At 64.6% G+C, this 15,537-nt stretch carries 11 protein-coding genes and 1 pseudogene; 3 read left to right on the forward strand and 9 right to left on the reverse strand.

Translation table 11 applies throughout. The features are described from left to right. Nucleotides 1-12: 12 nt before the first annotated feature. Nucleotides 13-870: an alpha/beta hydrolase gene (locus GSE44_RS21705; RefSeq protein ID WP_159350933.1), complete on the reverse strand. Its 858-nt coding sequence runs from the start codon at nucleotides 868-870 to the stop codon at nucleotides 13-15. An 807-nt stretch (nucleotides 871-1,677) separates the two neighbouring features. On the opposite strand from GSE44_RS21705, the gene GSE44_RS21710 reads away from it, so the two are divergent. Then, on the forward strand, nucleotides 1,678-2,055 hold the full coding sequence (locus GSE44_RS21710) for a response regulator (protein ID WP_159350934.1): 378 nt from the start codon (nucleotides 1,678-1,680) through the stop codon (nucleotides 2,053-2,055). An 18-nt stretch (nucleotides 2,056-2,073) separates the two neighbouring features. After that, nucleotides 2,074-2,286, forward strand: a complete 213-nt coding sequence (locus GSE44_RS21715) for a dodecin (RefSeq protein ID WP_159350935.1) — start codon at nucleotides 2,074-2,076, stop codon at nucleotides 2,284-2,286. Between the two features lie 517 nt (nucleotides 2,287-2,803). On the opposite strand, the gene GSE44_RS21720 is transcribed toward GSE44_RS21715, so the two are convergent. The 6 genes from GSE44_RS21720 to GSE44_RS21750 all read right to left on the reverse strand — a co-directional run bounded on the left by GSE44_RS21720 (nucleotide 2,804) and on the right by GSE44_RS21750 (nucleotide 10,569). Next, entirely contained in the window at nucleotides 2,804-5,515 is a 2,712-nt protein-coding gene (locus GSE44_RS21720) for a hybrid sensor histidine kinase/response regulator (protein ID WP_159350936.1), read from the reverse strand. Next, entirely contained in the window at nucleotides 5,496-5,711 is a 216-nt protein-coding gene (locus GSE44_RS21725) for a type II toxin-antitoxin system ParD family antitoxin (RefSeq protein WP_159350937.1), read from the reverse strand. Before GSE44_RS21725 ends, GSE44_RS21720 begins: the two co-directional genes overlap by 20 nt. 301 nt (nucleotides 5,712-6,012) lie before the next feature. Further along, complete coding sequence (locus tag GSE44_RS21730) at nucleotides 6,013-6,735, reverse strand: SH3 domain-containing protein (protein WP_159350938.1); 723 nt, start codon at nucleotides 6,733-6,735, stop codon at nucleotides 6,013-6,015. Nucleotides 6,736-7,623: 888 nt separating this feature from the next. Next, nucleotides 7,624-8,427 carry a Bug family tripartite tricarboxylate transporter substrate binding protein gene (locus tag GSE44_RS21740; RefSeq protein ID WP_159350940.1) on the reverse strand — a complete coding sequence of 268 codons (804 nt, stop codon included), beginning with the start codon at nucleotides 8,425-8,427 and terminating at the stop codon, nucleotides 7,624-7,626. A gap of 61 nt (nucleotides 8,428-8,488) precedes the next feature. Next, the gene (locus GSE44_RS21745) at nucleotides 8,489-9,358 is read right to left on the reverse strand and encodes an HpcH/HpaI aldolase/citrate lyase family protein (RefSeq protein WP_159350941.1); all 870 of its coding nucleotides are present in this window, start codon (nucleotides 9,356-9,358) and stop codon (nucleotides 8,489-8,491) included. Beyond that, nucleotides 9,355-10,569, reverse strand: a complete 1,215-nt coding sequence (locus GSE44_RS21750) for a CoA transferase (RefSeq protein ID WP_159350944.1) — start codon at nucleotides 10,567-10,569, stop codon at nucleotides 9,355-9,357. Before GSE44_RS21750 ends, GSE44_RS21745 begins: the two co-directional genes overlap by 4 nt. A 400-nt stretch (nucleotides 10,570-10,969) precedes the next feature. On the opposite strand from GSE44_RS21750, the pseudogene GSE44_RS21755 reads away from it, so the two are divergent. Then, nucleotides 10,970-12,111 (forward strand): annotated as a pseudogene (locus GSE44_RS21755) (IS3 family transposase). A 511-nt stretch (nucleotides 12,112-12,622) separates the two neighbouring features. Here the strand turns inward: GSE44_RS21755 and GSE44_RS21760 are convergent. Together GSE44_RS21760 and GSE44_RS21765 are read right to left on the reverse strand one after the other, a co-directional pair. Continuing rightward, nucleotides 12,623-13,741 (reverse strand): YihY/virulence factor BrkB family protein, encoded by a 1,119-nt coding sequence (locus GSE44_RS21760; RefSeq protein WP_235925050.1) that lies wholly within the window; start codon nucleotides 13,739-13,741, stop codon nucleotides 12,623-12,625. A gap of 1,031 nt (nucleotides 13,742-14,772) precedes the next feature. Then, nucleotides 14,773-15,537 (reverse strand): ISAzo13 family transposase (locus GSE44_RS21765; RefSeq protein WP_235925051.1); only part of this gene is annotated, 765 nt, incomplete at its 5' end.

Raw genomic sequence — 15,537 nt, forward strand, 5'->3', positions numbered from 1 at the left:
CGGCTTCTCTCGTTAAGAGCCCGCCAGGGACCCGGCTGCATTCTCCGCGCAACGGGTCGCCTCGGCGCGCAAGCGGGTTAGAAAGCCCATGGCCGCCTGTCTGGCGACCGTGCCCTGATCCGCCAGCAGCGCCGGATGCCCGACCTCTGGCAGGAAGGCCCCACCTGCGGGGCAGGGCGCCTCCGCTAGAATTCTGTGGCCGTGCTCCACGGGGACGATGCCGTCTCGCTCGCCATGCAGCACGAAGACGGGAGCCCGTACGCGTGGCAGGCGTGCCAAGCTGTCGAAGGGATGGCGCAGGAGCAGCCGAACAGGTGCCCAGCGGAAGGCATCCGCCGCGAGCTGACGCACCGAGGTGAAGGGGGAGTCCAGCAGCACCCCCGCCACCTGCCGCTCCGAGGCCAATGCCACCGCGACACCGGTACCGACGCTCTCACCCCAAACCAAGAGGGGCGAGCCCGGCCAGCGCGCCGACGCCCAATCCGCCTGAGCCCGGGCGTCGGTGATTAATCCTCTTTCGGTTGGCAGGCCGGGGTTGCCGCCGTAGCCCCGGTACTCGGCCAGCACGACACCATAGCCTGCGGCGGCGAAGGGACGCATGGCTTGCTCGCGGTGCCCGGCATGCCCGCCATTGCCGTGCAGGTAGAGGATCACGGGCATCCCGGGCCCGGGCTCGGAGGCCCAGAACTGCAGGCGCAGCCCATCCGCCGTGCTGGTCGCCTGGGCAGAGAAGCGGGAGCCCGGTATCGGCTCGCCAAGGGCGCCACCGCCCGCGGGAAACAATGTCCGTTCCTGGAACCACCACAGGGCTGCCACTGCAAGGACCCAGGCCAGGACCAGTACGAGGACAAATGAGACCACGCGCTTCATTCTCTCCTGAGCTCCCGGTGCCGCAGGCTCTCGGATCAGGACGCTGAACGGGAGAGGCTTGATCCAGAATAACGCCGTCGGCGCAAAACGAGATGCGCCGGGCCGCAGAGGGAGTCTGCCCGCCAAGGGTAGCTTGGCTTGTCGGGCATAAGCGGAAGCCCAGTCGGCGTCTGCGGTGCAGGCATCCCATGAAGGAAGGCAACTTGTACCGGTGTTGCTCCACAGGTTTTTGAACACGGATGGTGCCTCGCCACCCTGAGAGCCGCCCCGCTCGGGCGAAGCGTGCTGGATCTCATCCAATTGGCAAAAAGAAGGCGGCACCGTGAGGCGCCGCCGAGTTTAGGGAGGAAACGTCCAAGAAAGCAGCAACCCGGGAATGCCGAATTGCTGCGCTGCACAATATGGCTGTGGAGCCGGTCATGCAAGTCATTTTTGCAGTGCAGCATGGGTCCTTTATGCTCTGTTTCATAACGCAATAATAAGAAGTCGCTAAGCCGCCGGAGGCTCGGCCTTGGTGGGTGGCCCTGCGGCGCACGCGGCTTGCCAAGAGAGCAAAGGTACACCGGACGGCACTGGGAAGTTGGAGCGGGGCACCCGGACCCCTCACGCAAAGAACTTCGCGCCATCCGCGTTTCCTGCGTGGACACAGGGTTCGAGTTCATCGTGGGGAATGGGTGTGGGGCTGGGGTGCAACTGTGGGAGTCATCGCCATGACCTCCAGCGATTGTGTTGATGCCACGTTGATAACCTGCGCTAGTTGACCGCACCGAGCGGCGTTCCTGCCGACAGAACATGATGAGTCCGGGCATGAGCGTGGTCATCCTGGTCGAGGACGATTCGGCCGTCCGTGAGATCCTGGTCCATACGCTCGGGCATGCGGGTGTAAGGGTGCTGGACGCCGATTGTCCGAACAAGGCGCTCCTGCTGGTCAGCTCGACACCAGAATGCATGGCTGTCGTCACGGATATTAACCTCCATGCCCGCATGGATGGCTTCGATGTCGCCGAACGCGCACTCGAGATGAACTCGGACCTCGCGATCGTGTACATCAGCGGCCACTATGAGCACTGGCTCAGGCGAACCATGAAGTCCTGGGAGCGCTCCCTTACAAAGCCCTTTGAACCCAGCGAATTGGTGGAAGTCTTACGCGAGTTGGAGAGCTCTACCGACCGCTTGCAGGCATGAGCCGAAGGAGCAGCCTAGATGGCAGAGCACGTCTACAAGCTTATCGAGCTTGTCGGGACCTCCGGCGAGAGTGTCTCTGATGCTATTGAGAACGCAATCGCAAGGGCCAGCGCGACCGTGCGGAACATCCGGTGGTTCGAGGTGGTCCAGGTGCGTGGCGAGGTGGCAGAGGGAAAGGTCGCACACTATCAGGTAACGCTGAAGGTCGGGTTTACGCTCGACGAGGAATAGCTCAGCGCCTGTCTTGGAATTCTGACTTCCCAGCACCCCTCAGGCTTAGTGCTCCTCCACTAGGGCGCCAATCAGACGCAACATGTTGAGTGTACTTCTGAGAACGACAATGCGGCAGGCGTTCATCCGAAGCCGGGCGACTGGGGGACCCTGTCCGTTCCTACTGCGCGGCTGGGCCTGGGTGATCGTCGCCCCGGCCGCCTGAGCCGCCTGGAACGTAGCCATAGCTAAGCGAGCCGGCCAGCCCGACACTGGGTGTTGAAGTGTAGCGTCCGGCCGCTTCCCTGCAGTGGCTTCTGCGCCGCCAGCGCCGGTTGTTCGGTCAGCGCTTTCGTCACCACGGGAAGTTGCCTGCGGGACTTGGCTTACCTCAGTGCGGCAATGGGAGGCGCAAGCACAGAATCCGCCGGTGTGGACGCGGCGAAGGCGAGTTGCGCCAATGCCGGGTCAGCAGTCACCCCACGTTCGCCCGTCCCTTTGGGATGAGCCGAGGCTGGCACTCCGACATGACCCTGCGTCACCGGCCCGGCCGCAGCGCCTTTGACAGGCCCTCAACCGAATAAGGCTTGTGCAGCAGCTCGAAGCCCCGGGCACCACCCTTCGCGAGCACGTGGCTATAGCCGCTGGTCAGGATAATGCGCAGCTTAGGCCACCGGCGCCGGATCACCTGACCGAGCTCCACCCCGCTCATGCCGGGCATGACCACATCCGAGAAGACGGCGTCAAAACGGCTTGCATCCTCTTCGAGGATCCGCAACGCGGCCTGCGCGCTGGGCGCCCATGTCGCGGTGTAGCCGAGATCCTCCAGCAACTGCTTGGCGAACTCGCCAACCTGGGTGTTGTCCTCGACGAGCAACACGTTCCTGCGCCCCTGTTCAGCCAGTCCCGCTCCCGCGCTCGGTACCGTGGGCTGGCTCGTCGGTTTGGCCTGAGCCTGCGGGAGATACAGCGTGAAGGTCGTACCCCGCCCCACCTCACTCTCGACATGGAGTTCCCCACCGGACTGCTTGGCGAAACCGTAAACCTGGCTGAGGCCGAGACCCGTTCCTTTGCCGACCTCCTTGGTCGTGAAGAAGGGCTCGAAAATCCTGCCTAACAACTCGGGCTTGATGCCTACTCCGGTATCGGACACAGAAACCGCCACGAACTCGCTTCGGGTGCCCTTGTGACCACGGGACGGAGGTACCTCTGAGGCCAGCCAAGTCCTGAGGGTCAGGCGGCCCTCGCCGTCCATTGCGTCACGAGCATTGACCGTAAGGTTGACCAGGGCCGTCTCGAACTGGTTCGGGTCGGCCTCTACGGCGCGGCCCCGGCATGCGATCACGGTCTCGATCGCGATGCGCGCCCCGACCAGGGGACGGATGAGATCCGTGATGGCCCCCACCCGCTCACCCACGATGAACACCTCGGGCTTGAGAGGTTGGCGCCGCGCGAAGGCGAGGAGCTGCCCCGTAAGCTTCGCTGCCCGGGTGGCTGTGTCCGAGATCGCGTCGACATAGCGCTGCCGCCTCTCCTCCGGGAGGCCCGGGCGGCCGAGCAAATCTGCTGAGGACTGGATGATCGTCAGAAGGTTGTTGAAGTCATGTGCCACTCCGCCTGTGAGTTGGCCCACGGCCTCTAGCTTCTGGGACTGGCGCAGGGTCTCCTCGGCCGCCATCAGCTCGGCCGTGCGCTCGGTAACCAGGCGCTCCAGCTCCTCGGCCGCGAGACGGGCTTCGGTGATGTCCACGTTGCAGCCGGTGTAGCCGAGGAAGGTGCCTGCGTCGTCTGCGCGCGGCACGCCCTCACAGCGCAGCCACCGAACCTCGCCATGCCGGTCCCGCACGCGGGTCTCCGTGTGGAATGGTCTCCGTTCGTCGAAGGCCGCGAGGAAGGTGGCGGTGTGCCGTTCTAGATCCTCGGGCAGGACGATGCTGGCCCAACCGTCTCCCAACATCTCCGCCGCAGGGAGCCCAAACATGTGATCGTAATGCATGTTGGCGAACGTGACCTGACCGGCCTCGTCCGTCATCCAGATCAGCGCTGGAGCGCTGTCAGCCATGTGGCGGAACCGCGCCTCGCTCTCGCGCAGGGCCTGCTCGGCCTCCCGGCGGCCCGTGACGTCCAGGACAAATTCGACCACCTCCTCACCGACCCTGCGCGGTGCGAAAAGCCCCCACCAGCGCGAGCCATCCTTGCGGAAGTATTGCTTTTCGTAAGGCGTGGCCTCACCGATGGTGGTCACCTCCGCGACCGCCTTCAGGGATGGCGGGTAGAACTCCGGCGGGGTCAGCTCCTGCCAGGTTTTGCCGATCACCTCCTCGCGGCGGTAGCCGGTCATCCGCAGGAAGGCGTCGTTCACCTCCGTGAGGCCGAAACCAGGGCCCCAGAACACCACGCCGACCGTCGATATGGAGAGCGCAGTTCGAAGCCGCTCCTCACTGCGGCGCAGAGCTGACTGCGTCGTCTCGAGCTCGGTGACGTCACGGGAGGAAGCCAGCAGCAGCCCGGGCTGTCCCTCGCTGCCCGGAACCGAGGTCACCTGCACGTCCCACCACTTCGGCGTCCCCTTGGCGGTCGGGCAGAAGCCCTGGAACCGGCCTACCCGACCGGCACTTGCCTCGGCCAGGGCGTGTTCAACCTTGCTCTGCTCGTTCTGAGGCCACAGGGATATCCAAGGCCTGCCGTTGATAGCCGGAAGGTCAGCGATCTCCATCAGCTTCAGGCCGAGGCCGTTCATGAAGGTCACCCGCCCGTCGAGGTCGAGGAGCTTCAGGCAGTCAGGATTGCTCTCCAGGACGTTGTTCAGCAGCACCTTGCCAGCTTCGAGCCGCTGACCGGCCTCGTGCCGCTCGGTGCGGTCCCGGACGATCTTGCAGTAACCGATATGCTCCCCCGCCTCGTCCTCGAGCCGGGTCATGGAGCCCGCCCCCCAGAAACGGGAACCATCCTTCCGGCGGTGCCAGCGCTCGTCCGTGGCGCAGCCAGTGGCCCCCGCCTGCGCCATCTCGAGGTCGCAGGCGTCCTTCGCCTGATCCTCAGGTGTAAAGATGATGCAGGCATGCTGGCCAACCGCCTCGGCCTCGGACCAGCCCATCACGCGCTCGGCCGCGCCGTTCCAGCTCGTGATGACCCCATCGAGGTCAGCCGTGAAGATCGCGAAGTCCGTCGCGCTCTCCAGGACCAGTTCGGCGAGACGGCCCGGGTTCAGCTGGCAAACACGGGACTTGCTAACCGGCGCGCGGTCCATCGTCACCGCTCGTGCAAAGGCTGGGAACATCGGCTTGGCGCGGGAGGATCGGCTCCGCCTCGGCGCGTTCGAGCAGGCGCAGGGCGGCGCGGACCACCTCGCTCGAGCTCTGGTATCGGCCGGAGGCGACGAGCCGGGACACGAAGTCGCACAGCTCGCCTGTCAGCGCGACGTGAAGGCTGTGGTGGGCAGGCATCCCACCCTTCTAGTCGGGTGTAAGGAGGGTGTCACCCCCGGCTGGCTCGTCAGCCTCGTGGCGCCTCCTTTAGGTCCTATTGGGCGTCCATCCCAAAGTTTAGACAGCCTCGGCGGAGCGTCTGCGTGAGAGGCAATCCGCACCCGCCTCGCCCGCATTCCCCGCAGGGGGGGCGGGATGCCAACCGAGATCAGGATTGGAACCGCGGGCTGGAGCATCCGGTTCGGCAGCGGGCGCTGCAGCTCCTTCAATCCGCGAGGCCTCCCGCCCGTTGTGGGGATGCCGGTTTCGGCTGTCCCCCTCAGCGTTCGAGCATCGAGCCGTGAATCCATCCCACTGGCTCGGCTTCACCGACCTGGTACCAGCCGCCCGGCGCCTCCGCGAAGACCCTGAGCCTTGTCCCTCTCGGGACGACGCGCAGAACTGTTCCACCGCCGGCTGGGTTGCTGCGGAGATTGACCGGGTGCGCCAGAGTCGTTGTAACCGAGCCCTGTGAGGGCATGCTGCCGGTGGACGCCGGCGGCAAGGTTGGAGGTGGCGCCACCTCGGCCACAGACGGTGCAGGTGCTGGCAGCCGCGGAGGTGTCGTTCCTCCTGCTCCAGAGGCCGAAGTGTCTGGCACGGGCGGCAGGGGCACGACGGACCGGACAGAGGTCGGTCCGCCCTCATCGTAGCATCGGGTGGTTGTTTCCACGTAAGTGCGTGTGGCTTCCGCGCTGCTGGAAGCGACGAATTGCTCGATCCGGTCCATGTTCGGGCTGACGACCGACACGAACGGAATATACGGGTCCTCGCGCGCACCTGTGAGATTCACTTGCCCGCAGACCGCATAACCGCCCAGGGCCTGCCTGTGGACGATCACGCCCCTGAGCTTGGCACCCGGGGTGATGTTTCGGAGTGTCGAGCGCAGCCGCTCCTCAGACGCCTTCACGGCGGCTGCAGCCTGCGCCTCGCCTCGCGCCGCCTGCTCACGCTCCCTCTTGATATCTGCGTCCTCGCAAGCCGCCATGGCGAGCAAGATCATCAGTAAGGGCGCTGCAATCCTCATGCGCATCATCAGTCCCTTAACGCGGAGGCGGTGTAGAAGGACCGCGGCCCGGCGGATATTTCCAACGGTCTTTAGCCTTTCTGTGGAGGTGGATCGCTATCGCAGGCTGCTAGAATTCCACCGTGGCCATTGGTTCGCGGCGATTCTATGCCTGTCCTGAACAGCGAGGGTAGAATGGGAACCAAGAGCGAGGTCAGAAGTTCACAGCTGAGAACATCCGTGGTGCGTACTCCGCTGGAGTCTTGGTCGAGGCCGGCATCGCATATTGGAAGCACGTCATCGGCGACACACGACGCTCGCGCGCAGATTGGTGCCGCACGATGCAAGTGGCCCTGGCCAGCCGCACTCGGTCCGGGCCAGCTGGCGGATCGTGTTCAGCACCATCCGTCGATTCACTGCCGGTGACCGGTCCCGCCCGCCTGAACGGGCAACAAGGGGCGAACCATGCCCCACCCCGCGTTCGCCAGATCCTTCGGGAACGCTGCCGTTCGGAGGGAACTTGCCACGCCCGATGCTCCTTGGTCCACATCTCGCCTCTTCAGGTTGAGGCCGAGCCCTCATCCAACCAAGATAGGCATTCTCAAACAGGCAAATGAGCGGAGCTTCTGACGGACGCAGAAGCATCGCCACCTTTCCTCTGGCGCGGACAGCAGAGCTGGGACATCCGCCCCAACCCTGGGCCCTCTCAATTCAGTCCGGCTTGATCGCGGCCGCCTGCACGAACTCGCTTATCCGGGCGCGGTGCTGCGCCAGCCAAGTCGTAAAATCCTGCCGACTGCTTGCCACGGTCTGGCGCCCAGCTGGTCGAGCCGTTGCCGCACCTCTGGTAGCGCGAGCGCAGCCCGCGCCACCTCACCGGCACGGTCAAGCACAGCACCGGGCGTCCCCGCCGGGGCATAAAGCCCGGCCACATTCATAGATGTCAAAGCCTGGATAGGTCTCCGAGATCGCCGGAATCTCCGGCAACGGCGCGATGCGGGACAGGCTCGAGACGGCCAGCGGACGAAGTTTTCCATCCTGCACCAGGGCCAACACCGCCGTGACCGAGGCGAAGGTGAAGCTGATCTGGTTAGCCAGGAGGTCCTGCACCGCTGGGCCGCCGCCGCGATAGGCGACCTGCGTGACATCCATCCCCGCATGCCAAGCTAGCGAGGCACAGGCGAGATGCCCCGCCGATCCATTGCCCGGAGTGCCGTAGGAGAGCGTCCCTGGCTGCTTCTTCGCGAGCGCTACCAGTTCCGGCACGTTGTTCACGGGCAGCGACGGATGCACGGCCAGGATCTGTGGCGACACGGTCAGCTGCGCGATCGGCGCAAAGTCGCGCGCGTAGTCGAAAGGCAGGTTCCGATAGAGCGCATGGTTCGATCCATGGGCTGCGGCATCCACCAGCAGGGTGTATCTATCCTTCGGGGCCCGGGCGACCTCGGCGGCGCCGATTGTCCCCTTCGCGCCCGGCCGGTTCTCCACCACCACAGGCTGGCTGAGTGACTGCGTCATGGGCGTGGCGATCAGCCTTGCCGACGCATCCGTGCTGCCGCCCGGCGCATAGGGTAGCACGATGCGAACGGCCCGCTGTGGCGAGGCGCCTTGGGCCCCTGCGACGGGCAGCGGCAAGGCCAGGACGGCAGCTGCCGTGAGCAGGCCGCGGCGTCGGATCTCCATGTTCATGGCTTCCTCCTCGCTCTTATGCAGGGCGGCCTGGCGATAGCGGCCTGACCCGCCACGGCCACTATCCTGCCAGCACCAGGATCTCCTCCGCACGTCGAACCACGGGCGGATCCACCATTTTACCGTCGATCTGGAAGGCGCCGCGTCCCTCTGCCCGAGCCGCAGCATCACCTGCCACCACGCGGCGGGCCCAGTCCAGCTCCTCCGCTGTCGGAGCAAAGGCTTCGTTCAGAGGCCCAACCTGCGACGGATGCACGATCAACGCGCCGCGGAAACCCAGGCGACGTGCGCGCCGTGCCATTTCGGCAAAGGCCGCGATATCGGAATAGGCGCCGATGCTCCCGACGAAGCCGAGCGGCAGGATTCCCGCCGCGCGTGCCGCGCAGAGCACGGCATAATTCGGGGTGAGCAGCGTATCGGGTTCCGGCACGCCGCCAATGGCGGCGGAGTAGTCTTCCGGCCCCAGCGTCATGGCCGCGACACGCGGATGAGCCCCTGCAATCGCCGGCAGCACGAACAGGGCTCCGGGCGTCTCCACCTGCAGGATCAGCCTGATTCCGCCGGGTTGCAGCTCCCGCTCCACCTCCAGTTCCGCCACAGCATCGGCCACGTCGCGGACGAAGCCCGTATCCTCGACCTTTGGCAGCACCAGGGCCGTCAGGCCCGGCAGCACAGCGGCCTCCAGGTCCTGCCCGATATGCCGTAGGCTGTGGTTCACCCGGACCATTGCCGCCGTGCCGTTGCACGTGATGCTGGCGACGGAGTCTCTGAGCATTGCACGCGCGGCCGGCTTCTCTGCGGCGGGAACCGCATCCTCCAGATCCAGGATCACGCCATCCGCGCCGCGCTCATGCGCGCGGGCGATGAAGCGCTCCACATGCGCGGGCACGAAGAGGAGCGAGCGCCAACGGGGCACAGCGGGCTTGGTCATGCAGCATGGTTTCCTGCGGTCTTGCTGCCGGGCCCGGTGATCACGCCTTCGGCCAGCAGCGATTGGATTTCGGACTTGGAGAGAGCCAGCACCTCGCGCAGCAGCGTAGCGCTGTGCTCGCCCGATGCGGGCGCCGGCATGGTAACGGCGGGTGCTGCGCCGTCCTCAAAGCGGATCGGCGGCGCATGAACCGCCGCGCGGCCCAACTCGGCATCGGGCAGGTCCAGAATGGCGCCCCGCTCACGAATGTAAGGGTGGTCCCGCAACTCCGTGGCGTCCAGAACCGCGCCGGCCGTCACATCTGCGGCCTCGAACAGGGCAAGATTCTCCGCGAGGTTTTGCGTCGCGATCGCGCCGCCGATGATGGCGTCCAGCGCGTCCACATTCGCCTGCCGTGCCTCCGGGCTGGAGAAGCGTGGATCGCGGATCAAGGCCGACTGGCCAAGCGCGACGAAAAGCCGCTCAACTGAGCCCTGGATCCCGGCCGAGAGCGCGATCCAGCGGTCGTCCGCGGTGCGATAGACGTTGCGTGGCGCATGGCTCGGCGCACGGCTTCCCTGGCGGAGCGGCGCCCGGCCACTCACCTGGTGGTCAAGCGCCAAGGGGCCGAGCACGGAGAGCACTCCGTCGGAGAGCGCCAGATCCAGCACCCGGCCCAATCCGGTGCGCTCCGCCTGGCGCAGCGCCGCGGTAATGCCGACTGCGCCGTAGAGCCCCGTCACGCTGTCGGCCAGCGGCAGGGTTGGCAGCACCGGCTCCCGGTCTGGGAAGCCGTTCATGGCCGCGAAGCCCGAAAGCGCCTCCACCAGGGAACCGAAGCCTGGCTTGTGGCGCCACGGGCCCGTCTGCCCCCAGCCGGAGATGCGCGCGATGATCAGTTGCGAGTTCCGCGCATGGAGCCCATCAGGGCCAATCCCCATTCTCTCCAGCGTGCCAGGGCGACAATTTTCTATATGTGCATGGGAATGAGCGGCGAGGTCCAGCAGCAATTCCTTGCCACGCGGCGAGCGAAGATCAACCGACAGGCTGCGCTTACCCCGTCCATAGGCTTTACAATGGGTGGAGACCCCCTCGGTCCGCCATGCCCGCAGCTCATCTCCATGGCCTGGAGCCTCGATCTTGATGACCTCCGCCCCGAGATCCGCGAGGGCGGCGGTCAGCACGTTCCCGGCCACCAGTCGTGACAGGTCAAGAATGCGCACTCCCTCCATCAGGGATGCGAAGGCTGGCCGATGCTCTGATGCCGACACCGTTTCCTCCACGTTCGGCGGAGGACGTACCAGGGCCCTGGCCAGAGCGGAAATATGATTGTGGACTGGTAGCCATATCAATTCCCGATGGGCCGTGGGCATGAGAGAGCTCGGCCAGAGTGCTGCGGGTGCCAGGGTGGCATGTGCAGGGAAGAATCTTCCGCCATTACGCATATTGTCGTTGGCGACTCTCCGGAGCGTGCTCTAGGTGGGCATCACGACTGCGCGACAGGTCGGATCAGACGGTGAGCAGTTCCGGTAAGCTCTGGTCGGTGTTCTCGGCTCAACCTTCAGTTGAGGTGGTCCCCGGATTTTGGACAGGCGGTTAAGCTCGGTCTGCCTGAGAGAAGGACGGACCCGGATGACGGGTAAGCGGACGCGGTATTCGGCGGATTTCAAGGCGAAGGTGGCGCTTGAGGCGCTGCGGGGTGAGCTGACGACGGCGCAATTGGCGGCGAAGCACGGCATTCACCAGACGATGGTGGGGGATTGGAAGCGGCAGGCGATGGAAGGGCTGGCCGCGGTGTTTTCCGGCAAGTCAGCGGCCGAGGAGAGCGCGAAGGCGGCAGAGGCGGATGTCGAGAAGCTGCATGCCAAGATTGGGCAGCTGGTGGTGGAGCGGGATTTTTTGGCGAAAGCGTCCGGACGATGAGCCTGGAGCGACGACGGCAGATGATCGAGCCCGATCACCCGCAGCTGTCGATCGTGCGGCAGTGCGAGCTGGTCTTGATCAGCCGATCGGGGTTCTACCACCGGCCTGCCGAAGAGACGCCGCTGAACCTGGAGTTGATGCGGAGGATCGACGCGCAGTTCCTGGAGACGCCCTGGTATGGCTTGTGGCAGATGGCACGGCACCTGTGCCGGGAAGGCTACGAGGTCGGACGCAAACCTATCCGGAGGCTGATGGCCTAGATGGGCCTGACGCCGATCTACCAGCGGCCGCGGACCACGGTGCCGAACCCCGAGCACCGGGTCTTCCCCTACCTGCTGCGGGAGTTGGTGATCGATCGGCCAAACCAGGTCTGGTGCACGGACATCACCTACCTGCCAATGCGGCGCGGCTTCCTCTACCTGGTCGCGGTGATGGACTGGGCGACGCGGAGAGTGCTGAGCTGGCGGGTGTCGAACACCATGGATGTAGAGTTCTGCCTCGAGGCGTTGGAAGAGGCCCTGGCCCGGTTCGGGCGGCCGGAGATCTTCAACAGCGACCAGGGCAGCCAATTCACCTCGCCGCGCTTCACCGGGGTGCTGCAACAGGCGGGGGTGCGCATCTCAATGGACGGCCGCGGCCGGTGGATGGATAATGTCTTCATCGAACGGCTGTGGCGCAGCCTGAAGTATGAGTGCGTCTACCTGCACGCCTTCGAGACCGGCTCGGAACTGCGGGCCGGGCTGACGAAGTGGATCGGCTACTACAATGCCGGACGCCCACATAGCGCGTTGGCGGGGCGGACCCCCGATGAGGCCTATGGGGCAAACCAGGCGAACAAATTGGCGGCCTGACGACAACCAGGACCGAGCTTATCCAGGCCGTCAAACTGTCCAACGCTTGGGGGCCACCTCAAGTGGCTGGATGAGTGTGCGGGAGATGGTGCCGCCACGACGAGTACTGGGCTTGCGCCGGCCCAGGAATGGAGACTGCTAGAGGAGTTTCGGCACAGGCGTAAGAGCGGGATTCAGCTCATCCTGTCCATGCCGGCCAGGCAAGAGCGCAGTGAAGCGGACGCGTGGTCTCAAGGTGAACGAACTCGTGGGGAGTGCTCTGAAATGTGCCTGTCCCGTCATACGGAGTGGTAGCAGTCCGGGTGATCCTCAGGACCACTCCTCAGGCGCGGGCCGCGTGAATATACGTATGATGGAGGTGGCACGGGACCATTTCCGTCCCGACAGGTCGGGGACGGATCTGGTTCGGCACCTAGTTCAGAAATGGACCTATCGCGCCCATGCGCTGGATGCTTGCACGGCAGTCTATCGTCAGCACAAAGCGTCTATTGCGGCTCGCCCAAACCGAGACTTAAGGTTCAGCTGGCGCCACCGTATCGGCCATGCGCGCTCCGCGAGTGCCTATAGGCTGCTCTGAACCTACTGTCGTGTCCTTTTCAGTCTGGCGCTCCATTTCAGCATCTAGCTCCGCGGCAACCAGGATGATGGTGGAAGAAATCCAGATCCAGGTCATGAAGCCGATTACAGCGCCGAGTGAGCCGTAGGTCTCATTGTAGCTGCCGAAGTTGGAGACATAGAAGGAGAAGGCGGCTGAACCGAGCAGCCAAGCAATGGCCGCGAAGGCACTGCCCCAACTAATCCAGCGCCACTTTGCTTTGTCGCGGCTCGGGCCATAACGGAAAAGAAAAGCCAGCAAGACAGCGACCGCGACAAGCATGAGCGGCCAGCGGAGCACACGAAGGACAAGTTCGACGGTTGGGCCGAAACCGACAAAGCTGAGGGCCACAGGCACCGCCACCACCGCCGCGATTGCCAGCAAAGCGAACAGGATCGCGCCTAGCGTGAAAGCCAGTGTGATCGCGGTGCGCTTGAGAAAGCTGCGCTCTTCATGCTCTTCATAAATGAGGTTCAGCGTGTCAAAAGCTGCCTTGGTTGCCCCATTCGCGCTCCAGAGCGAGACCGCTAGCCCGATAACCAGGCCAAAGCCCAAACTGCCGCCGCTCTGCGCCGCAACGCGCTTCACCTGTTCCTCGATGATCTGCATGCCCCCACCCGGGACGACGCCTGAGAGGGCAGCAAGGTGGCTGGTGATATCATCGGGATTAGCGAATAGGCCGTATAGCGAGACAAGCGCGCTAAGTGCCGGGAACAGGGCAAGCAGAACGTAGAAAGTTATGCCTGCAGCCTCGGTGAGCAAGCGGTCCTCTGAAACCTGCTGGAACGTGCGGCGCAGGATGTCCCACCAACCGCGCGCAGGAATTTCGGAGGGAGTGTCCGCGCTCTGCCCGCGGTCCTTGCCACTCCGACGAGATGGGGTTCGTCTACTCTGTCCGACGGCAATGGCGCCTTTGGCCACTCCATGGGCAGGCCTCATGGGCGCCTCTTGCTGGCGAAATCCGATAATCATCAGACTGATTGATGCGATGATCGCCGCGAGAAGCGGGCTTGGCCACCTATTCCGCGCCTTCATGGGATTCTCCTGAAGTGGAGGCTTCGTGCGGCACCGCAGGGCGGCCTGTTGCCGTGCAAGCCTTAGTAAGGCGCTTGCGGCCCCATTTGCCCGCGCTGGGCAGTCGTGGGTTGTTGCCACGACCGGCAACTCACCATCGACACAGCGCCGGCCGGTTGAGCCTTGTAACACCTCACGTCCCGCCAAGTTTACCGCAGGCGATAGCCTGTAGGCTGGCGGTCAGCCGGTCGTCCTTGTTGCGTCGGAACATTCGCGGCCGCCCTGGCACTTTGACCGAGGCAAGGCGGGTTGAGGCGGATAATGACAGCTTAACGCATTCAGGCAGTCACATGAGGGCACGCTTCCTGCCGCCGGATCTGAAGGCCTCGGCGCAAGTGCGGCGGTACGTGGTCGCAGATATGAGATGGCGAGGATGGATGGGTCCATGGTTCATGCCGGACGCTGAGAGGAACCGCAGAGCCTGTTGCGGATATTTGAACCGCCACGTCTGGCACGCCCGCCTCCGGTAGCGCCTGTCGGCACGGTTGTTCAGGTACCTGCTCATTCGATGCCGGAGCTCGGGCAGGGGTATGCTGGGCCGCCCCGTTGCTTTGCAGGCCCGGTGACGATCCGCCGCGGCTTGCATTTGATGCCTGCAAGCGGACGCTTGAAGAACAGCGTGGCAGCTCAATCTGGCGACGTGATGCAGCCAGACCTTGCAGCTGACGATCTCGCGGCAATGCGGTAGCGACGGTAGGTGGTTGGTTCTGGCGTCATCCGACCTGCCTTGCCCATCAGTCCTTTCAGACCGATCCGAGCTTACGTGGCAGCGCCAGGCGGGGGAGGGGGGTGGGGATAGTCCCGCCTCGTCACCGGGCCAGGGTGAGGTCATGGGGAAGGTGCCGGCCCTCACCAAGTCAGGCTTGTAGATCGTCAGCAGGCGGCCGCTTTTGCCCATGATGTCAAGTGTGCGTTCAGCTTCGAGACTTGCTCCGTTCTCTCCATGGTCCTGAGCCTAGGGCATGGCAGAGAACTACTTGCCATGCAGCATCTTAGGCGGGACGTGGCGAGAGGGTGTAGTTCCAAGCGGGGCAAACTGTGTGTGGAGAGAGACGAAGCCGGCGCATTTCGTCATCGGACACACTCTCTCCGGTCTCGTTGCCGCCGCGCTTGAGGCTTGTGGTGACTTGGAGCCCGGTCACTGTTGTGGTGCCGGCGATGTAGCGTCGGATGGTCTCGAAGCTACGCAGCGGCACACCGGCCCAGTTGAGGCTGATGTGGCTGAAGAGCCGGTGCTCGACCGGGTTCCACTTCGAGCAGCCGCTGGGGTAATGGCATACTGTGACCTCGAGACCGCAGGTGTCGCAGAGCTGCTCCTGCAACTGCGCCTTCCACACGCGGGAGCGGCAGCTCTTTGACCCACCCGCATCAGCAAGAACAAGAAGGCGCTCGGTCTTGGGGAAGCGCCGCCGCCCTTCGGCCTCCCACCAGTCGCTGATCGCCTCGACGGCAAAGCGCGGCGTGTCGAAGCAGTCGCCGATGCAGACATGACCGCGGTTTGTCGTCAGCTCGTAAATGCCATGCGGGATCGCTTGACCCACCGCATCCTGCGGCCAGTCATGCACCAGCACGGCCTCGGCCTTCTGGCACCACGCCCGGCCGGCATTCCTGAAGTTACCGACCAGCTCCTTTTTTTTTGGCATCCACACTGATGATCGGCGCGCCTGCTGCAACGAACTCCGCACGTTGTTCAGCGATGTGGCGGAACTGAGCGTCGCGCTCAGGAGGCGAGGCGCGTGCCTCGGTGCGGCGCGCAT

This window comes from Muricoccus harenae (assembly GCF_009848505.1).
Classification (GTDB): domain Bacteria; phylum Pseudomonadota; class Alphaproteobacteria; order Acetobacterales; family Acetobacteraceae; genus Roseomonas; species Roseomonas harenae.